The sequence below is a fragment of the Rappaport israeli genome (assembly GCF_001888055.1).
In the GTDB taxonomy this organism is placed as follows: domain Bacteria; phylum Pseudomonadota; class Gammaproteobacteria; order Cardiobacteriales; family Cardiobacteriaceae; genus Rappaport; species Rappaport israeli.
In genome coordinates this window covers 222,399-241,623 of the sequence record NZ_LXHZ01000022.1, presented here as the reverse complement: position 1 = coordinate 241,623, position 19,225 = coordinate 222,399, and the positions used below count along the sequence as shown (strand labels likewise).

At 44.0% G+C, this 19,225-nt stretch carries 14 protein-coding genes and 4 pseudogenes; 8 read left to right on the top strand and 10 right to left on the bottom strand.

The window, feature by feature from the left end; translation table 11 throughout:
- Nucleotides 1-19: 19 nt before the first annotated feature.
- Both A5N84_RS06610 and A5N84_RS06605 read left to right on the top strand, forming a co-directional pair.
- On the top strand, nucleotides 20-526 hold the full coding sequence (locus tag A5N84_RS06610; RefSeq protein WP_072281723.1) for a hypothetical protein: 507 nt from the start codon (nucleotides 20-22) through the stop codon (nucleotides 524-526).
- A 192-nt stretch (nucleotides 527-718) separates the two neighbouring features.
- Nucleotides 719-1,075 (top strand): cupin domain-containing protein, encoded by a 357-nt coding sequence (locus tag A5N84_RS06605; RefSeq protein WP_198923833.1) that lies wholly within the window; start codon nucleotides 719-721, stop codon nucleotides 1,073-1,075.
- 140 nt (nucleotides 1,076-1,215) lie between these two features.
- Here A5N84_RS06605 and ung read toward each other — a convergent pair whose 3' ends face one another.
- From ung to A5N84_RS09585, 3 genes are all read right to left on the bottom strand, one after another.
- Nucleotides 1,216-1,905 carry a uracil-DNA glycosylase gene (ung, locus tag A5N84_RS06600; protein ID WP_072281722.1) on the bottom strand — a complete coding sequence of 230 codons (690 nt, stop codon included), beginning with the start codon at nucleotides 1,903-1,905 and terminating at the stop codon, nucleotides 1,216-1,218.
- Between the two features lie 2 nt (nucleotides 1,906-1,907).
- Nucleotides 1,908-2,654 carry a mechanosensitive ion channel family protein gene (locus A5N84_RS09590; RefSeq protein ID WP_332882146.1) on the bottom strand — a complete coding sequence of 249 codons (747 nt, stop codon included), beginning with the start codon at nucleotides 2,652-2,654 and terminating at the stop codon, nucleotides 1,908-1,910.
- Between the two features lie 71 nt (nucleotides 2,655-2,725).
- Nucleotides 2,726-3,283 carry a BON domain-containing protein gene (locus tag A5N84_RS09585; RefSeq protein WP_078055627.1) on the bottom strand — a complete coding sequence of 186 codons (558 nt, stop codon included), beginning with the start codon at nucleotides 3,281-3,283 and terminating at the stop codon, nucleotides 2,726-2,728.
- A 181-nt stretch (nucleotides 3,284-3,464) separates the two neighbouring features.
- Between A5N84_RS09585 and A5N84_RS06590 the strand changes: the two genes are divergently transcribed.
- The gene (locus A5N84_RS06590; RefSeq protein WP_072281765.1) at nucleotides 3,465-4,709 is read left to right on the top strand and encodes a DUF2254 domain-containing protein; all 1,245 of its coding nucleotides are present in this window, start codon (nucleotides 3,465-3,467) and stop codon (nucleotides 4,707-4,709) included.
- A gap of 180 nt (nucleotides 4,710-4,889) precedes the next feature.
- Here A5N84_RS06590 and gorA read toward each other — a convergent pair whose 3' ends face one another.
- The 5 genes from gorA to A5N84_RS06560 all read right to left on the bottom strand — a co-directional run bounded on the left by gorA (nucleotide 4,890) and on the right by A5N84_RS06560 (nucleotide 10,372).
- Nucleotides 4,890-6,242: a glutathione-disulfide reductase gene (gorA, locus tag A5N84_RS06585; RefSeq protein WP_072281721.1), complete on the bottom strand. Its 1,353-nt coding sequence runs from the start codon at nucleotides 6,240-6,242 to the stop codon at nucleotides 4,890-4,892.
- 64 nt (nucleotides 6,243-6,306) lie between these two features.
- On the bottom strand, nucleotides 6,307-7,038 hold the full coding sequence (minE, locus tag A5N84_RS11955; RefSeq protein ID WP_078055625.1) for a cell division topological specificity factor MinE: 732 nt from the start codon (nucleotides 7,036-7,038) through the stop codon (nucleotides 6,307-6,309).
- A gap of 2 nt (nucleotides 7,039-7,040) precedes the next feature.
- On the bottom strand, nucleotides 7,041-7,853 hold the full coding sequence (gene minD / locus A5N84_RS06570) for a septum site-determining protein MinD (protein ID WP_072281720.1): 813 nt from the start codon (nucleotides 7,851-7,853) through the stop codon (nucleotides 7,041-7,043).
- A gap of 51 nt (nucleotides 7,854-7,904) precedes the next feature.
- Nucleotides 7,905-8,552, bottom strand: coding sequence for a septum site-determining protein MinC (gene minC, locus A5N84_RS06565; RefSeq protein WP_078055624.1), 648 nt, complete (start codon nucleotides 8,550-8,552; stop codon nucleotides 7,905-7,907).
- Between the two features lie 413 nt (nucleotides 8,553-8,965).
- Nucleotides 8,966-10,372 carry a peptide ABC transporter substrate-binding protein gene (locus A5N84_RS06560; RefSeq protein WP_233120013.1) on the bottom strand — a complete coding sequence of 469 codons (1,407 nt, stop codon included), beginning with the start codon at nucleotides 10,370-10,372 and terminating at the stop codon, nucleotides 8,966-8,968.
- 170 nt (nucleotides 10,373-10,542) lie between these two features.
- Here A5N84_RS06560 and oppB point away from each other — a divergent pair.
- The 3 genes and pseudogenes from oppB to A5N84_RS06545 all read left to right on the top strand — a co-directional run bounded on the left by oppB (nucleotide 10,543) and on the right by A5N84_RS06545 (nucleotide 13,978).
- Nucleotides 10,543-11,480, top strand: a pseudogene (oppB, locus tag A5N84_RS13470) (oligopeptide ABC transporter permease OppB).
- Nucleotides 11,480-12,369: pseudogene (locus tag A5N84_RS06550) on the top strand (ABC transporter permease subunit). The pseudogenes oppB and A5N84_RS06550 overlap by 1 nt, the downstream one beginning before the upstream one ends.
- Before the next feature lies 1 nt (nucleotide 12,370).
- On the top strand, nucleotides 12,371-13,978 hold the full coding sequence (locus A5N84_RS06545) for an ABC transporter ATP-binding protein (RefSeq protein WP_072281718.1): 1,608 nt from the start codon (nucleotides 12,371-12,373) through the stop codon (nucleotides 13,976-13,978).
- A gap of 577 nt (nucleotides 13,979-14,555) precedes the next feature.
- Here the strand turns inward: A5N84_RS06545 and A5N84_RS11935 are convergent.
- Both A5N84_RS11935 and A5N84_RS11930 read right to left on the bottom strand, forming a co-directional pair.
- Nucleotides 14,556-14,861 carry an OmpA family protein gene (locus tag A5N84_RS11935; RefSeq protein ID WP_233120024.1) on the bottom strand — a complete coding sequence of 102 codons (306 nt, stop codon included), beginning with the start codon at nucleotides 14,859-14,861 and terminating at the stop codon, nucleotides 14,556-14,558.
- Nucleotides 14,849-15,169, bottom strand: coding sequence for a hypothetical protein (locus A5N84_RS11930; RefSeq protein ID WP_233120008.1), 321 nt, complete (start codon nucleotides 15,167-15,169; stop codon nucleotides 14,849-14,851). The genes A5N84_RS11935 and A5N84_RS11930 overlap by 13 nt, the downstream gene beginning before the upstream one ends.
- Before the next feature lie 376 nt (nucleotides 15,170-15,545).
- On the opposite strand from A5N84_RS11930, the pseudogene gyrA reads away from it, so the two are divergent.
- Together gyrA and pheA are read left to right on the top strand one after the other, a co-directional pair.
- Nucleotides 15,546-18,130 (top strand): annotated as a pseudogene (gene gyrA, locus A5N84_RS06535) (DNA gyrase subunit A).
- A 5-nt stretch (nucleotides 18,131-18,135) separates the two neighbouring features.
- Nucleotides 18,136-19,214, top strand: a pseudogene (gene pheA, locus A5N84_RS06530) (prephenate dehydratase).
- The last annotated feature ends 11 nt before the right edge of the window (nucleotides 19,215-19,225 follow it).

The following is a 19,225-nucleotide window of genomic DNA, read 5'->3' as shown; positions in this document are numbered from 1 at the left end:
TGGATTTTGGAGTTTTTATATGAATGTTCGTTTTTTTGGAAAACAGTTTGCCATGATTTGTGCGATGTTGGTGTTTCTAACTGGTTGTATTGCAACAGGAACGCGCTTGGACTATAACGCGATTAATCAAATTCAGCGTGGGGTAACGACAGAGCAACAGATTCGCGCGATGTTTGGTGAGCCTGTTACAGTTGAATTAAATCAAAAGGCTAATATTAAGCGTTTGACTTATGGCTATCGCAATGATGATAGCATTAAAAAAGAAGCAGCTGGCATTGGTGGTGCAGCATTAGGTGGCTTGGTAGGGGGTCAAATTGGTGGGGGAAGTGGTCAAGTGTTGGCTTCTGGTTTAGGCGCTATGGCGGGTGGTTTGTTTGGTGGGAATGCCGTAACAGCGCGTGAAGAGAGTCAATTTCTAGAAGTGTTGATTGACCTTAGAACAGGACGGGTGAGCGATTATAACTACACTGAGGCAAAAGGTCGTACGCAATCTTGGAGTATCAATCAAGGTGTTGGCGCTTTGTAAAATGCGCTTATGCTAAGCGCTTAAGGCGCAAAGACCCCTTAACAACCTTGGCGGTTAAGGGGTTTTTTTGTGGCTAAAGAAGGGAAGTATTTTTGAAATAGAAATAATTGTTATTTGTATTATTATTTGTGTTATAGTGGCGTGGCGAGGGTGTTGTGGCTTATCGCAATTGTTTTATTGATGGAGAAAAAAATGTTTAAAGTGAAGAATATGTTGTTATTGTCGGTGCTTTCTTTATCCACAGTAGGATTTGCTCAGGAGCAAGTGGCGCGAGTGATTGAACCGCTGGCGAAAGGGAAGGTTTTTGAAAATGCTCATGCAAAGGTGATGCGTAAGGTGTTGAGTAAGGGAGATACGATTCCCTCCCATAACCACGAAGGCGATGATATTGTTTTTACTGTGTTGCAAGGCTCTTTGGCTATTACTATAAATGAAACAGAGCAATATGCTTTAAAAGCAGGTGAGGTGTTGTTATTTAATGGCAAGAATTTTATTCAAGGTGAGGCGTTGGAAGATAGCGTGATTATGGTAACTCTGATTGAAGAATAATAAGATACGCTGTTTTTTGGAAGGGTTTTCTAATTTTGGGATTTGTTTTTATGTGAATCTGTTTAGATGGTCTTTTTGATTGTACAGCGTCTAGCCTAAAACCCCTTAATCGTTTGTTCGTTAAGGGGTTTTTTGTGGGGTTAAAGTTGCCAGTTGATAGGGGTTTTGCCTTGTTGGATGAGTAGTTGGTTGGTTAGAGCAAAGTGGTTGCACCCATGAAATTTACCGCCTGCTAGTGGGGAAGGGTGTACGGCGGTTAGGATGTGATGGCGGTTGGCGTTAATGAGTGAGGCTTTGCTTTTGGCGAAATTGCCCCAGAGAAGGAAAATAATGCCGGTTTTCTCTTGGTTGAGGAGGCTAATGACGGCGTCTGTGAAGTGTTGCCAGCCAATACGGCTGTGGCTAGCGGCTTTGCCGTGTTCGACGGTGAGGCTGGCGTTAAGGAGTAAAATGCCTTGGGTTGCCCATGCGCTTAGGTCTCCGTGATTGGGTGGGGTGAAATGGGGGATACTGCGGGCGAGTTCTTTATAGATGTTGCGTAGGGAGGGCGGTGGGCGGATGTCTTTGGGCACGGAAAAAGATAAGCCCATGGCTTGATTAGGTTGATGATAGGGGTCTTGTCCTAGGAGGACGACTTTGACTTGCTCAAAAGGGGTTTGCCAAAAGGCATTAAAGATAAGGCGGTTGGGTGGGTAGGTGGGAATGCCTTGGGCTTGGGTTTGTTGCAGGGTGTGTTTGATTTTTTCAAAATAGGGTTGCTGGAATTGCGGGAGTAGGCGGGTTTTCCAGCTGGGTTCTAGTTTGATTTGATTTGCTTGAATTTGAGTCATGATTAGGGATTGGAAAGGAGGTTTTTGCAGTCTTGGTTTAAATCAACTTCAGCGGTGGCTTCGATTTCTTGGCGTTCGTTGGTGAGGTTGCCTTCTGAGGCGGTTACGGTGCTGCTGACTTCTTTGGCTGGTTCATGGGAGGCTAGGGTGCTTGTGGTGCTGATTGTAGGGGTTTCTAAATTGGATTGATTTTGCAGGTAGACGGGCACACCATTTGGGAAAATAATTTCGCGTGCATCATCTGGTAGGCTAATGCCTTCTTCCATGAGGCGACGTTTGAGCAGTCGAAGGATAGAGGAGCGTAATTTGAGACGGTCGAGGGTTTTGCCATCAAACCAGTAGTAAATTTTAAGGTTGACGGTAGCAGCGCCTAGATTGTCAACCAAAACGAGTGGTTTGGGGTCTTGCATGAGCGCTTCATGTTCACTGAGAAGGTCTAAGATGATGCTTTGTGTGTCACTAATTGAGGCGTCGTAGCCAATGCCAAGGTCGATGATATCGCGTTGGGAGGAGGAGGCGGTGTAGTTATGAATGATGTTTTTAAACACCATGGAATTAGGGATTTGAATGAGGTTCCCTTCGCTGGAGAGTAATACGGTGGTGCGGGTGTTCATGCTTTGTACGATGCCAAGTTTATCCGCAACTTTGATTAAATCCCCGCGGGTGAAGGGGCGTCTTAGGCTTAAGAGTAAACTGGCTAGGAAATTCTCGGCAATATCTCGAAAAGCAAAACCTATCACAATCCCCACGACCCCAGCTCCGCCCATGATAGATAGCGCAATGCTGGTTAATCCCGCAACTTGTAAAACAATATAAACGCCTAATAAAAAACTGGGTACGGCGATGGCTTTGGCAAGAATATCGGCAAGTAGGGTGAGGCAAGTTGGCGGTTAAAGAGAGTGCTGGAGAAGCGGTGGATATATTTAGCGATTTGCCATGCAACAGGGAGCACGATGACGGTGAGTAAGATAAGGGGTAATGAGGCGATAAATTTATATAACAGGCGTTCAAGTTCAGAAAGTGCAGGTTTCATGCTCCAATTGGGGGTATTGCTGACTTGAATGCGATTAACGACGGCAACGACGTCTTGAGTTTTGCTGGCAAGGTTTCGCGCCCATTGGCGATGTTCGTCGCTGTCGGTTTGTCCATCTAAAAACACAATGCCATCATCAACGCGTACGCTGGAATTCTCATACCAGCCAGTTGCAGAGAGAATTTTGCTGATGCGTTTTTGAATTTCGTCATCTTTGGCAATCGGTGAAACCGCGATCGCTTGCTCAGGAGAGCTGATCTCTTCTTCGGTAAGTGTTGGCGCAGTGGTTTGTTGCGCCCAAATGGGCGTGATAATAAACAAGTAAGTCAATAGCAACCGTAACATGATTAAGCCCCTTGCAAAGAGTAAAAGGCACTATTGTAAATTAAATTAAGAGGCGGTTGTAAATCCTGATAGGGGGGTATGAAAGAGCAGTTGAAAGATTGGTATAAGTGGGGGCGTAAATTGACAAAATTGGGCGCATTTTGCGTTAAAATTGCGCGTTTTATTTGGTGAGGATGGGGCGATGTTTTATCGTTTTTGGTTATATATAAAAAGTCCTGAGAAAACATTGTGGGTACAGCCAGCATTGGGGGCGTTATTTGCCATTGTGTTTGCAACGTTAGGGTTTGTTGCAAAATATTTTCTACCGCTTGATTTGTTGCCAAATATTGATGCGACAACGCTGGATGATTTGCTTGATATTATCGCGACTAGCATGTTGGCGGTAAGTACGTTTTCGCTTTCTATTATGGTAGCGGCATTTGCCTCTGCTTCAAATAATGCCACGCCAAGAGCAAGTAAATTAGTGATGGCGGATAAAGATGCGCGGATGGCGATTGCGAGTTTTATTTCTTCCTTTATCTATGCGGCAGTGGCAAAAACGGCGACGGGGTTGGGCTATTATGACCAAAATGGACGTTTTGTATTATTCGCTGCCACTATTTTAATTTTGCTGTATTTAATTATAACGCTGATTCGCTGGGTGCATACGTTGTCGCTTCTAGGGCGCTTAAGCACTACGATTGATAAAATCCGTGTTGCAGCGCTTAATGCGCTTAAAGATTATCGGCAAGATTATTATTATGGTGCCTGCGCAAGCCCTCCAAAAGGCGCGGTTAAAACGCGCATTTGTGGGCATAAGGTGGGCTATTTAGTGCATATTGATTTTAAGCAGTTACAAGAACTTGCTCAAGAATATGAGGTGCATTTTCATATTCAGCATCGCCCTGGAAAATTGCTTTATGGGGGAGAGTGTTTGGTCGAGGTGTATGGGCAGGATTTGGATAATGAGCGTCAACAAAAGGTGTTAGAGGCATTTATTTTAGGGCGTATGCGCACCTATGAACAAGATGCGCGTTTTGGATTGATTGTGTTAAGTGAGGTGGCGCAACGGGCGCTTTCCCCAAGTGTGAATGACCCTGGGACGGCGATTCAAATTTTAGCAGTGATTGCCGAGTTATTAATTGAGCCTGAAAAAAATGAGGAGCAATCTCCGCGCTATGCTAATTTAAGTATGGTTGCTTTAGAGGAAGCTGATTTAATTGCCCATCCCATTGCCCCTATTGCCCGAGATGGCGCGAATAATATTGAAGTAGGGGTATGCTTGCAAAAAGTGTTAGCAGGAATTTATCAACGCGGTTATGAAAAAGGCGTGCGCGCTGAGGCAAAGCATCAAGCAAAGCGCGCGCTGGAGTTAGCGCAAAAAGCGCTTATTTTGCAGGAAGACTACCAAATTTTAGAAAAATTACATCGCCAGTTATTTAATTAAGGTAGGGAGACTTCTTAAAATAAAAGGCAATTTATGGAAAGAGATTTAAGCGTAAATGATTAAATGTATTATTTTGTTATCGTGCGCTTGGTTTGCTTGAGGTTATCGGCTTTATTTTAAAGGCATAAAAAAACCGCCTATCTTGTGATAAGCGGTATTTTTTTATGGAGATTAAAGCGCTTAGCGCAAAGTTACTAATTCTTCACTGCTGGTTGGATGAATGGCGACAGTATCGTCAAAGTCCGCTTTGGCGGCGCCCATTTTAACCGCTACAGCAAAGCCTTGTAGCATCTCATCCACACCATCCCCAATCATTTGAATGCCAATAACCCGCTCTTCTTTGCCTTTGCAAATCAGTTTCATCAGGGTTTTGGGTTTGTGATGGGAGAAAGTACGCGCCATAGGTGTAAACTGTGCTTTATAAACTTTAACACTTTCACCAAATTCAGCTTGCGCCTGTTGTTCGGTATAGCCCACGCTACCAATAGGCGGATGAGTAAAGAGCACAGTTGGAATATTGTCCATATCAAGCTTGGCATCGGGTTGATCATTAAATAGACGGGCAACAAGTTTTCTACCTGCGGCAATGGCAACAGGGGTTAAATCTACTTGCCCAGTAACATCCCCAATGGCGTAGATGTTGGCAATATTGGTGTTTTGATAGGCATCAACAGGAATAATTCCGTTTTCTTTACGCTCTAAATGAATAGTTTCTAATCCGATATCGTCAGTATTAGGAATGCGCCCTGTTGCCAGTAAAACGCAATCTGTTTCAATGCTTTGACCGCCACTTAGATAAACGCAATAACCATCAGAAATTTTCTCAATACGGGTAATGGTTTGCCCATAATGGCGATTAATGCCTTGTTCTTGCATGGCATTGTCTAAAGTGGTGGTAATGTCTTCATCAAGGCTTTTTAATACTCTGGGCTGGCGTACGACTAAATCAATTTGACTGCCAAGCGCTTGCATAACGCCAGAAACTTCACAGGCAACATAACCTCCGCCAGCAATAAGCATGCGCTTAGGTTGGGTTTCAAGTGCAAAGAAATCATCTGAAGTAATGGCGTGTTCACGTCCTTCTAGTGTAGGCTGAACAAAAGGTCTGCCCCCTGTTGCGATAATAAAATGCTTGGCTGTATAGGTTTTTTCACCTACTGAGATGGTATTTGGGTCAATAAAGCGCGCATGCCCACGAATAAGCGTAACGTTACTTTTTTCTAGATTATTGGTATAAATATCATTTAGGCGATTAATATAGGCATCACGGTCTTTTTTAAATTGCCCCCAGTTAAATTCAGGCTGTTCACCGCTTACGGCAAATCCATATTTATCTGCATTATATAAACTTTCTGCAACGTTTGCGGCATACCAAAAAAGTTTTTTGGGAACACAACCCACATTAACGCAAGTACCGCCTAAGCGTTGCGCTTCAACAACGGCGACTTTTGCGCCATATTCAGCGGCGCGTCGAGCGCTGGCAATGCCGCCACTACCGCCACCAATACAAATTAAATCAAAATCTGCGCTCATAAATTACCTCGCATGGTTCACTTAAATTAGGTTAGTCCATTAAAAATGGGGATGGTTCATAGAATTAAAAGTTGCCATGGCGTATGGCACGAATTTTTTGACGCGCGCGCTTATCGGGTTTTTTATCAGGAAAACTGACTAAGGCTTTGGCAAGTTGTTGTTGAGTTTGTAGTAGGGCGCGTTTTTCTTGGCTTTCGGGCGTTTCGCGATAAAGAGTTTGAGCAATTTTAGCATTTACGCGTTTATGCGCTAAGCCTTCAACGACAACGGTATATGTTTGTTCGGCAGATTTCTCTATGGTGAGAGTATCGCCAATATCCACTAAGCGCGCAGGTTTTGCACGTTGTCCGTTGACTAACACACGCTGATTTTTAATAGCGCTAACCGCCAGTGGACGTTGTTTATAAAAACGTGCCGCCCATAACCATTGGTCAAGGCGTACGTTTATAGGTTCATGCTCAGGCATTATTTTTTGGCGCTTGATTATGGGGTGGATTATCCGAAGAGCTCGGATTATTGTTGTTTTTTGCTGAGATTTATCCGCTAGATTAATGGTGAGTCCCAAGACTTCAGTGTTGCCGTTGCGCGTTAAATCGGTGCTAACGTCTTCAGGTTCAATTTGAATATATCGGCGCACGACTTTTAAAATTTCGGCTTTCATTTCCTCCATAAAAGCAGGTTGCTCATTTTTATCAGACTCACGCCCATCGCGTTGGTGAGCAATGATAATTTGGAGTCGTTCTTTAGCTTTTTGCGCCGAGTTTGGCTTACTGCGAAAGAGATTAAAAAGGCTCATGCTTAGCTCCCCAATAGTTTTGAGAAGAATCCTTTGCGGCGAACATCCAAAAATCGATGCGGGATATCTTTGCCTAGTAAGCGCTCAATCATATCGGAGTAGGCTTGCCCAGCTTGAGTTTCGCTGGCAAGAATAACAGGCGTACCTTTATTGGAGGATGCCAAGACTGCCTCAGATTCTGGTATGACGGCAAGCAGTTTGACCTTAAGCAACTCTATAATGTCTTCAACACTTAACATTTCTCCCATTTTAACGCGACTTGGGCTGTAACGTGTAATGACTAGATGCTCCTTAACGGGTTCAAGCCCTTGTTCGGCGCGTTTAGATTTACTGGCCAAAATGCCTAAGATGCGGTCAGAATCTCGCACTGAAGAAACTTCTGGATTGGTGGTAACAATCGCTTCGTCGGCAAAATAAAGCGCCATTAATGCGCCACGCTCAATACCAGCTGGGGAATCACAGATGATAAATTCAAAGCCCATGCTTTTTAAATCATCAATGACTTTTCCCACGCCTTCCTCGGTGAGCGCGTCTTTATCGCGTGTTTGCGAGGCGGGTAAAATGTAGAGATTTTCAACACTTTTATCGCGGATTAGCGCTTGACCAAGATTAGCTTCTCCATTGATAACATTAACAAAATCATAAACAACACGACGTTCTACACCCATAATTAAATCAAGATTTCGTAAACCAACATCAAAATCAATGACAACGGTTTTATGTCCTTTAAGGGCAAGACCAGTGGCCAAGCTAGCGCTGGTGGTGGTTTTGCCTACGCCACCTTTTCCTGAGGTTACGACAATGACTTTGCTCATAGATATTTCCTAAATAATGTAAAAATTGTTGCTTGTGTTAAAAGCTTGTGATTATAAAGCTTTTATAGTCATGGTTTCATCTTTTTCTAGGGTGATAAGGCAGTTGGTTTTGCCCTTATGCAGGTCAAGTTGTTCCATGGTCTGATAGTTGCCTGCAATGGAAATTAGTTCAGCGTTAAGCTCATTGCAGTAAATAAAAGCATCATTTTCACCTTTAGCGCCTGCAAAAGCGCGTCCGCGTAATGCGCCTAAAATAAAAATATTGCCATCTGCGATAACTTCTGCCCCAGCACCAACTAAACCAATTATCACCAAATCGCCTTCAGGTGCGTAAATGCGTTGCCCTGAGCGGATGTGATGTTTTAATACTTTGGTTTTACTAGAAAGATTTTCTAAAAGACTGGAGAGGGCTGGGCGGGTTTGAGATGTGTCGTTGGAGATAGGGTTATTTTGAGGCGCTTGTATAGGCGCTACGCTGGTAGCGATATGTGCCAATCCTGTTTTAAGTAGTAGGTCTGGGTCAAGATTATGGTTGGTTAGTCCAACAAGCAATAAACCGTGGTGCTGAAAAGTTTGTTTGAGTTGTTCTAAGGTATCAGATGTTAGGTGAGTGGCTTGTTGTAAGTCGGCTACAAAAGGCACTGTCTGAAAAAATCTTTGGGTGCAGCTTGCATTTTCTTGCTTAGCGCAAGTTCTAATTCTAAGAGATTTTGAGGATTAACGCTGACGGTAGTAAAACTGGTCATGCGGGTTTTAAAAGAAAGGGCGTTGTGTGTATCCATAAGTTTTTAAAGTTGTATTTTAGGCGCTATGATAACGAATAATTTAGGGTATAAACAAGTGCGCACGAGTGAGACTAGGTTTTGCATAGAGCATGAAATAACACAGAATAATTAAAATAAAAATGCGCCCCGAAAGGCGCATTGTTTGAAGGTTATCTTACTCTACAGAAATGTATTTAGAGGGGTTATGCTGCATAACATTTGCCTCAAAGCCTTTTACATTTGGTTTGACTAACCGCACACCTGATTTGAAATAAAGCGGGATGATAGCGTAGCTGTCAGTGAAGAGTTTTTCCGCTTGTTGTAATATCTGCGCACGTTTTTCAGCGTCTAGTTCCTGCCCAGCTTTTTTGAGTAATGCGTCAAATTCTGGATTTTCAAACTAAGGTCGTTAAGCTCTGAACTGCTGGCAAATAAATCTAAGAAAGTATTTGGGTCGTTATAATCGCCCTGCCAGCCTGCACGGAAGACTTCGGTATTTCTTTGTTTACGCGTATTTAAAAAGACTTTCCATTCTTCATTATTGGTTTCAGTATCTACCCCGAGCACTTCTTTCCACATTGCACGAATGGCGTTGGCATTGGTTTTATGACCATCACTAGTGTTGTATAACAATTTAACTTTTAATGGCTTGTCTTTGCTATAGCCAGCTTCAGCATAAAGCGCTCTAGCTTTTTCAATACGTGCTTTATCATCTAATGTTGACCACTCAGGTTTGTAGCCTTCATAGCCATTAATTCCAGGGACAACAATGCTGTAGGCTGGGATTTGCTCAGCACCAAGGATTTTTTCGGTAAGTATTTTGCGGTCGATGGCAAGATTGAGTGCCTCGCGTAATTTGAGATTGTCTTTAAAAGGCTCTTTGCTCAAGTTAAAACCGTAATACTCCACACCAAGAGTTGGGACGATTTTTAGTTCATCTGCAAGATTGTCTTTAACCCATTTGAGTTGTGATGATGGAACAGTATTGGTTAAATCTAGCTCACCTGAGCGGTAGCGTTTAAGTTCGCTGTTTTCGTCTTCAGTGGGGTAATAAATGACTTTATCGAGCTTGACAACAGCTTTATCCCAATAAGTGTCGGATTTGTTGAGTTCAATTTTAGATTGTGGAATCCATTCGCTTATTTTGAACGCACCACTTGAAACAAGATTTTCTTTGCGTGTCCATTGGTCGCCATGTTGTTCTATAACGTGTTTGGGCACTGGATAGGCGGTTGCATGGGTCAGTAGTCCAATGAAATAAGGCGTTGGTCCTTCAAGCGTTACTTCTACAGTTTTATCGTCAAGGGCGCGTGCGCCTAATTCAGTTACTGCAACTTCGCCTTTGGTAATGGCTTCTGCGTTTTTAATAGGGTAAAGGATAAAAGAGTAGTTTGAGCCAACTGCTGGGTCAACAGCGCGTTGCCAAGCATAAATAACATCTTCAGCGGTGATAGCTTGTCCATCGCTCCAAAGCGCATCACGCAAATGGAAGGTGTAGGTTAATCCATCTTCGGAAATATCCCAGCTTTCTGCTAGTCCTGGAATAACATTAGCAGCAGCGTCTTCACTGGTCAGTCCTTCAAATAAATCGCGTAAGATATTAGAAGAGGGAACGCCTTCAGCAATTTGTGGGTCGAGGCTTTGCGGTTCGGCACCGTTGCCTTTTCTAAATACCATTTCAGCTTGTGCGCTAAAACTGCAAGTTAGTAGGGCAGCGCAAATAGCTGCGGTGATATGATTTTGTTTAAAAGACATAGTTTCTCCTGATGATTATTGAGAAGTTATTAACCTTACGTGAAGGTTAACGCGAGTTATCATGGCACATTTATGGTTGTGATTCTAGTGCTTTGTAATTATGATATGGTTGCTTCTATTAACGAAAGGTTAGTAAGTTCTTATATTTTTTACCCACAGAGGGATTGTGCATGTTGCGTTATGTGATTAAAAGACTGTTGATTGCCATTCCGACGTTGTTGATTATTATCACGTTGGCATTTTTTATGATTCGGGTTGCTCCTGGGGGGCCATTTGATAGTGAGCGGACGTTGCCACCTGAAATTCAAGCCAATTTAAATCGGATGTATCATTTAGATGAACCGTTGCCTAAGCAGTTTGTGCGCTATTTGGGGAATATCGTGCAAGGTGATTTTGGCCCGTCTTTTCAATATAAAGACCGCACGGTTACGGAGTTGATTGGCTATGGGTTTCCTGAATCGATGAAATTAGGGTTTACTTCTATTGTGCTGGCGGTAATTATTGGCAGTTTTTTAGGGATTGTGGCGGCGCTTAGGCAAAATAGTGTGGTGGATTATTCAGTGATGACTATGGCGATGGCTGGGATTACTGTGCCAACGTTTGTGATGGCGCCGTTGATGATTTTGTTATTTGCGGTATTGCCTTATACCTGTGGGGGCGAACAATTTTGCCTTCAGGGGGGTGGGGTGAGAGTTGGCAGCAGATGGTGTTGCCTGTGTTGACGTTAACATTACCGCAGATTGCGTATGTGTCGCGATTGATGCGAGGGTCGATGATTGAGGTGTTGCGTGCAGGGCATGTGCGCACGGCAAGAGCAAAAGGATTGAGCGCCTCTCAGGTGGTGTTAAAGCATTGCTTAAAACCAGCATTGATGCCGATTGTGTCGTATTTAGGACCAGCGGCGGCGGCGGTGTTGACGGGTTCAGTGGTGATTGAGCAGATTTTCCAAATTCCTGGCGTGGGGCGCTATTTTGTTCAAGGGGCGCTAAATCGTGATTATACGTTGGTGATGGGCGTAGTCGTGTTCTATGGCTTTTTGATTGTGCTGTTTAATTTGTTGGTAGATTTAGCGTATGCATTTTTAGACCCGAAAGTGAGGTTGGCGTAATGACGACAAAAATAGACTCTGAAATGGTGGCGCAGGCGCCAAAAGGTGAAAGTTTATGGGCGCGAGCGGCAAAGCGGTTATTTGCTAATAAGGCGGCGGTGTTGTCGATGTTGCTATTGGCGTTTATTGCGTTAATGGCGGTATTTGCGCCTTATTTTCGCCCATTTGGTTTAGATGAGGTGGATTGGAGTGCGTTTCAACAAGGCCCAAGCTGGAAGATGGGCATTGGTTTGGAACGGATGTCAATGGACGAGATTTATTCGTGCGAACGATGTATGGCGTGCGCATTTCGTTGTTGGTGGGATTAAGTGCAACAACGGTCAGTTTAATAATCGGGGTGCTTTATGGCGCTATTGCAGGTTATGTGGGTGGACGTGTGGATAATTTGATGATGCGTTTTGTCGATATTTTATATGCGATGCCGTTTATGTTTTTTGTGATTTTGTTGATGGTGTTTTTTGGGCGCAATATTGTATTGATGTTTGCTGCTATTGGGGCGATTGAATGGCTGACGATGGCGCGGATTGTGCGCGGTCAGGCAATGAGTTTGCGCCATAAAGAATTTGTTGTGGCAGCGCAAGCGCTTGGGGTGTCGTCGTTTAGCATTATTAAGCGCCATATTGTCCCAAATACGCTTGGGACAGTGATGGTTTATGTTACTTTGACGATTCCTGTGGTGATTTTGACAGAGAGTTTTTTAAGTTTCCTAGGGCTTGGCGTTCAAGAGCCGATGACAAGTTTAGGGGTGTTGATTTCTGAAGGGGCGCAACAGATGGAAACCTCTCCTTGGGCGCTGATTTTCCCCGCAAGTATTTTGGCTATGATGCTGTTTTGTTTTAATTTTATTGGCGACGGTTTGCGCGACGCCTTAGACCCGAAGGACCGCTAAGATGACTCAAGAAACATTATTGCAGGTTAAGAATTTATCGGTATTTTTTCGCTTAAATCATGGTGAGTTTCATGCGGTACGCGGTATTAATTTTAGCGTGCGCAAAGGCGAGACGATGGCATTGGTGGGCGAAAGTGGTTCGGGTAAGTCGGTTACAGCAATGTCTCTGGTTCGGCTTTTGCCTGAAAATATTACGCGCTATGGTGAGGCGTCGGAAATTTTATTTGATGGGGTATCGATTTTAAACTGTAGTGATAAACAGTTGCAGGATTTGCGCGGTAAGCGCATTGGGATGATTTTCCAAGAGCCGATGACGTCTTTAAATCCTTTTATGCGCATTGGTGAGCAATTGATGGAGGCGGTGTTAACGCATGATGCGAGTGCAACAAAAGCACAGGCCAGATTAAAAGCGCAACAACTATTAGAGCGAGTAGGGATTAGTAATGTAGAAAAGCGGATGCGTGCTTATCCGCATGAATTTTCAGGCGGTCAGTTGCAACGCATTATGATTGCAATGGCGCTGATTAATGAGCCAGATTTATTGATTGCTGATGAGCCTACAACTGCGTTAGATGTAACCATTCAAGCCGAGATTTTAGATTTATTGCATGATTTGCAACAACAAATGGGGATGGCGATTATTTTCATCACCCATGATTTAGGTTTGGCAAAGCATTATTCGCAGACGGTCTGTGTGATGCGTTTGGGTGAGATTGTTGAAGAGGGGCAGATTGAAACGGTCTTTACTCACCCGCAACATGATTACACCCGTATGTTGCTTAATGCAACGCCCAAAGGGATGAAACAACCCGTATCAGCGCAAGCGCCAGTATTGTTAGAGGCGAATAATATTCGCGTAGATTTTGTCATTGAACGCTCATTTTTTGGCAAAGTGCGTAAAACATTTACGGCAGTCAATGATATTTCTTTGACGGTTAAGGATGGGCAAACTATTGGGATTGTTGGTGAAAGTGGTTCGGGGAAATCAACCTTGGGTAAGGCGATTATGCAGATGTTGTCTTATGAAGGAGAGGTAAAATTTGAAGGCAAGGCGCTTGAAACAATGAATGCGCGTGAGCGTCAGTTGCAAAAAGCGCAGATGCAAGTGGTCTTTCAAGACCCCTTTGGCTCACTCTCACCACGTTTGACCATTGGTGAGATTATTGCAGAGGGGTTGTTGGTGCACCGTCCACAATTATCCAAACTACAACGTATAGAAAAAGTCGCACAGATGCTTGAGGAAGTAGCGCTCTCACCTGATATGATTAATCGCTATCCGCATGAATTTTCTGGTGGACAGCGCCAACGAATTGCCGTTGCGCGGGCATTGATTTTAGAGCCAAAGTTTATTTTACTAGACGAGCCGACCTCAGCGCTAGACCGCTCAATTCAGGTGAAAGTAGTAGAATTATTGCGTGGTTTACAGCAACGTTATGGCTTGTCGTATTTATTTATTAGTCATGATTTATCAGTTGTGCGGGCAATGAGTGATGAAGTGTTGGTGATGAAAAGTGGGCAAGTCGTTGAGCGCGGAAGTGCGGAGCAGATTTTTTACCAACCACAAACGCAGTACACACAAAAGCTTATCGAAGCGGCTTTTGATTTGTAGCGCTTTAACTAATCGAGCATTATTTTTATCCGCAGTCTTTGATTGTTTGAAGCATTCAGTATAAACGCCCTAATCAGGGCGTTTTTTGATGAAATTTGCGTTGCTTTGGTTTATTGACACTTTTGCTGTTATAGGTTGGGCATATTCCGAAGGAGACAATAAATTACGCCCGTAATATCAATAATTAACAGTCTCTGCTATCAGGTAAGTAATCCGACAAAATTAGGTAGTGTTCAAAAAACTGTGTCACTCCCATAAACTATCCAGAAAACAAGGAATGACATTATGCAACACTTTGACTTTAACGAAGCTTTAAAAGCCATCCAAGCATATTAAGATTTATCGCGATATAAAGCGCTTTTTTGTGTCAAACTTATTCAAAGACAGCGCATAAAAAAATATTGGAGAGCTTGTAGATTGTAACCATTGCCTGTCATGGCTGTTTAGTGGGAGTCGGATTGACCTGTTTTTTTATTTTTATAAGTATTCTGATGAGGATTAAGGATTAAGGACTTTGAAAATAAGAAACCCTGCTGAGGCAGGGTTTAGATTAGGCGGCGAATTAATCTAGGATTGATTAACGAACAACTTTTTCTACAGGAACAGTTACTTGTCCGTCAACAGTAATTTCTACGCGACGGTTTTGCGCACGACCAGCTGCGGTTTTGTTGGTTGCAACAGGTTGTGATTCACCTTGACCATAAGCTTTGATTAGTGAAGCAGGGACGCCGTTTTCTAACATGTAGTCGCCTACTGAACGCGCGCGACGCTCTGATAATCCTTGGTTGTATTTTTCACTTCCTACAGAGTCTGTATGACCAACGATGGTGATTTCTTTAACTTCAGCGCCACGTTGATTGAGTTCACTAGCTAATTGTTGGATGGCTTGTTTGCTTCTGCTTTTAGGGTGGATTTGTCAAAATCAAAGTAGGTATCAGCTGCTAAAGTAATCACGTCAGATTGCATCACAGTTTGAGTTTGTGGTGCTTGTACAGGCTCTTGTGCAACTGGTGCTTGTACGTCATGACACTCAGGTGAGACGATGTTGCGGTTAACTTGAACACACTCGCCGAAATTGTTTTTAACAACAATGTCATAACGGGTAGTTAAATCTTCATCAGCCGATAATGCAAAGGCTGCTGAAGCGCTAGTCGCGATGATAGTCGCTGCAATTAGTTTGTTTAATTTCATTTATGATTCTCCAATAAACAAAACTTGCAAGTTCGTTGAAAAGCTCGTTGGATATATTGCTTTGATTAGTTGTCTTAGCAACATATCCTCGAACAGGTTTACACCTATCCATCGCGCATGATATGCGCTTTGTTGCAAAAATGCAAAGGAAAAGTGTACTAAGAACCCTATTAAGGACTAGCTTGTGGTAAAAATGATACAGACGCGCTCTTGTGTGGTCTGTGGTAAACTGCGCGGTTGTTTTGTTAGTCTTTATGCTGGTGATGTTGGCGTTTAAAGGCTGATGGTGTTTTGGCGATTGGCGTGGCGCTTTGATTAATCAATATCAATAAGGTGTTGCGATTGTCTTTCATAAGAATGGAATAAAGGTTGTCTAATGAGCGATTTTGCTAAAGAAGTATTACCCGTTAATTTAGTAGATGAGATGCGCAATTCGTATCTTGATTATGCGATGAGTGTCATTATTGGGCGGGCGTTACCTGATGCGCGTGATGGTTTGAAGCCTGTGCATCGTCGGGTGTTGTATTCGATGCACAAAAATGGGAATGTTTGGAATCGCTCTTATACAAAATCGGCAGGGATTGTTGGGGATGTGATGGGAAAATATCATCCGCATGGCGATAGTGCGATTTATGCGACGGTGGTGCGGATGGCGCAACCTTTTTCAATGCGTTATATGTTAATTGATGGGCAGGGGAACTTTGGTTCGATTGATGGCGATGCGGCGGCTGCAATGCGCTATACCGAGGCGCGGATGTCAAAAATTGCGCATGCGTTGTTAGTAGATATCGAAAAAGAAACGGTGGATTTTATTCCTAACTATGATGGGCGCTTGCAAGAACCAACGGTGTTGCCAACACAATATCCGCAGTTGTTGGTTAATGGTGGGTCGGGGATTGCTGTGGGAATGGCAACTAATATTCCGCCTCATAATATTGGGGAGACGATTGATGCCTGTTTGCATTTAATTGAACATCCTGAGGCGAAAGTTGATGCGTTGATGCGTTTTCTTCCCGGGCCTGATTTTCCTACTGGTGCGATGATTAATGGCGCAAAAGGGATTCGTGAGGCGTATGAGACGGGGCGTGGGCGAATTTATATGCGCGCTAAAACCCATATTGAAACAGATGAGTCCAATCAAAAGCAGTCGATTATTGTAGATGAACTGCCTTATCAGGTGAATAAGGCGCAGTTGCTGATTAAAATCGGGGAGTTGGTTAAGGATAAGCGGATTGAAGGCATTACGGCGCTAAGGGATGAATCGGATAAAGATGGCATTCGCATGGTGATTGAATTGCGCCGTGGTGAGGTGGCTGAGGTGGTGCTTAATAATTTATTCCAGATGACGGCGCTTCAATCAGTTTTTGGCATTAATATGGTGGCGTTGGTAGGTGGTCAGCCGAAGTTATTGTCGTTAAAAGAGACGTTGAATGTATTTATTGCCCATCGTCGTGAGGTGGTTACAAGGCGCACCATTTATGAATTACGTAAGGCGCGCGAGCGTGCGCATATTTTGGAAGGCTTGGCGATTGCGCTGGTAAATATTGATGCGGTGATTGAGTTGATTAAGGCATCTGCTGGCCCTGCTCAGGCGAAGGAGGCGCTTTTGGCGCAAGCATGGACGGTTGGGCAGGTCGCGGATATGCTTGCACGCGCTGGTGCGGAGAATTCTCGTCCTGAGGGATTGTCGCAACGTTATGGCATGCATGGTGATTCTTATCATTTATCGCCTGAGCAGGCGCAGGCGATTTTGGATTTGCGTTTGCATCGTTTAACAGGATTGGAGCAGGAGAAAATTCTAAGCGAATATCAAGCGATTATTGGGGATATTGAGGGCTTTTTGCAGATTTTGCAGATTCCTGAGCGTTTGATTGAGGTGATTTGTGAGGAGTTGCGTGAGGTTCGGGCGCAGTTTAATGATCAACGACGAACACAGATTTTAGACCGTCATGTGAATTTGAGTTTGGAGGACTTAATCGCTGAAGAAGACCGCGTGATTACGCTATCGCATGAGGGTTATATTAAAGCACAACCCTTATCAGATTATGAGGCGCAACGTCGCGGTGGAAAGGGTCGTTCGGTTACGGCGGTTAAAGAAGAGGATTTTGTCGAACAACTGCTTGTAGCCAATACTCACGATACGATGTTGTGTTTTTCCAATAAAGGGAAGGTGTATTGGTTGAAGGTCTACGAATTGCCACAGGCAGGGCGCAATGCAAAAGGTAAGCCTGTGGTGAATCTATTGCCTTTTGAAAAAGATGAGCGCTTAAATGCGGTGTTGACGGTGCGCGATTATCCAGATGACCGCTTTTTGCTGCTTGCAACTAAAGGCGGGACGGTGAAAAAAACGGCGTTGTCAGAATATTCACGTCCGCGCAGTAATGGGATTATCGCGATTGATTTGCGAGAAGAAGATGAGCTGGTGGATGTGGCGATTACCAATGGCGCGCAGGATATTATGTTGTTTTCTGATGCGGGTAAGGCGGTGCGTTTTCATGAGGAGAATGTGCGCAGTATGGGGCGCGGTGCGGCAGGTGTGCGCGGAATGATGCTGGAAGCAGGACAGCGTGTGATTGCTTTGTGCGTATTAGAGGCAGAGGGCGATATTTTAACCATCACGGAAAATGGCTACGGCAAACGCACCAGTAGTGAGCAATATGGTTCAAAAGGGCGAGGCATTAAAGGGTGATGTCGATTGTATGCTCTGAACGCAATGGCGCGGCGGTATCGGCGATGCAGGTAAGCGCAGGGGAGGAAATTATGCTGGTTACTGATAACGGGACGATGATTCGTACCGCCGTTGAGGGTATTCCAACGTTAGGACGCAATACGCAAGGGGTGCGCTTAATTCGCACAAATGAGGCGGAAAAAGTTATTGCGGTGGCAAAGGTGGTCAATGAAGAAAATGAGACTGATGAGGCTGAGGAGATGGGACAGGCAAGCGATGATGAGAGGGGATAAAAACAATGGCAGATTTAACGCAGTTGCGCCAACAAATTGATGCGCTTGATGCAGAAATTTTGCAAAAGCTCTCACAACGTGCGCGCTGTGCGCAGGCGGTTGGTGAGGCGAAAATAGCAAGCGAAGGTAAACAAGGTATTTTTATCGCCCTGAGCGTGAGCGACAGGTATTAGAACGGATTAAAGCGCTTAATGAGGGTCCATTGCCAGATGCGCAGGTGATGCGCTTATTTCGCGAGATTATGTCGCTATGCTTAGCGTTAGAATTGCCGTTAAATGTTGCTTATCTAGGCCCTGAGGGAACATTTACACAAGCAGCAGCGTTAAAACAATTTGGGCAAGCGGTGATGACCTTACCTAAACGCAGTATTGGTGAGGTGTTTTTGGCGGTGGAGAATGATGAATGCCAATATGGTGTTGTGCCAGTGGAGAATTCGACAGAGGGCATGGTTACGCATACATTAGACCGCTTGATGCATTCGCCGCTGACTATTTGTAGTGAGGTGCAAATGCCGATTGAGCAATATTTGCTCACGCATGCCACTGATTTAAATGATATTAAGGTGGTTTATTCGCATGCGCAATCATTGGCGCAGTGTCGCGGTTGGTTGGCAGAGCATTTGGCTGATGCAACGTTGATTACGGTAAATAGCAATGCCGAGGCAGCAAGGCGCGCAACCAATGAACCCAATGCTGCCGCGATTGCTGGAAAAACGGCTGCTGATTATTATCAATTGCCTATTTTGTTATCGCGCATTGAAGATGAGTTGCACAATACCACGCGATTTTTGGTGTTGGGTAAACAAGAGGTGGGGATATCAGGGCATGATAAAACAAGCATTTTGGTATCTGCTAATAATCGACCAGGATTGCTGTATAAATTATTGCAGCCCATTGAACGTTATGGTGTGAATATGACGCGCATTGAATCGCGCCCTAATAAACAAGATAAATGGCAGTATGTGTTTTTTATTGATTTAGAAGGGCATCAATCACAGTTGCAAGATTTGTTTGCAGAAATGCGCGCACAAGCAAGTTTGTTTCGAGTGTTGGGCAGCTATCCAAAAGCGTTAGAAGATTATTAATAGCGCTAGGT

Bases quoted from the DNA above. Each gene is read 5' to 3' on its own strand.
- A5N84_RS06610 (WP_072281723.1), top strand. From the start codon at position 20: ATGAATGTTCGTTTTTTTGGAAAACAGTTTGCCATGATTTGTGCGATG.
- A5N84_RS06605 (WP_198923833.1), top strand. From the start codon at position 719: ATGTTTAAAGTGAAGAATATGTTGTTATTGTCGGTGCTTTCTTTATCC.
- ung (WP_072281722.1), bottom strand. From the start codon at position 1,905: ATGACTCAAATTCAAGCAAATCAAATCAAACTAGAACCCAGCTGGAAA.
- A5N84_RS09585 (WP_078055627.1), bottom strand. From the start codon at position 3,283: ATGTTACGGTTGCTATTGACTTACTTGTTTATTATCACGCCCATTTGG.
- A5N84_RS06590 (WP_072281765.1), top strand. From the start codon at position 3,465: ATGTTTTATCGTTTTTGGTTATATATAAAAAGTCCTGAGAAAACATTG.
- gorA (WP_072281721.1), bottom strand. From the start codon at position 6,242: ATGAGCGCAGATTTTGATTTAATTTGTATTGGTGGCGGTAGTGGCGGC.
- minE (WP_078055625.1), bottom strand. From the start codon at position 7,038: ATGAGCCTTTTTAATCTCTTTCGCAGTAAGCCAAACTCGGCGCAAAAA.
- minD (WP_072281720.1), bottom strand. From the start codon at position 7,853: ATGAGCAAAGTCATTGTCGTAACCTCAGGAAAAGGTGGCGTAGGCAAA.
- A5N84_RS06560 (WP_233120013.1), bottom strand. From the start codon at position 10,372: ATGTCTTTTAAACAAAATCATATCACCGCAGCTATTTGCGCTGCCCTA.
- A5N84_RS06545 (WP_072281718.1), top strand. From the start codon at position 12,371: ATGACTCAAGAAACATTATTGCAGGTTAAGAATTTATCGGTATTTTTT.
- A5N84_RS11930 (WP_233120008.1), bottom strand. From the start codon at position 15,169: ATGAAATTAAACAAACTAATTGCAGCGACTATCATCGCGACTAGCGCT.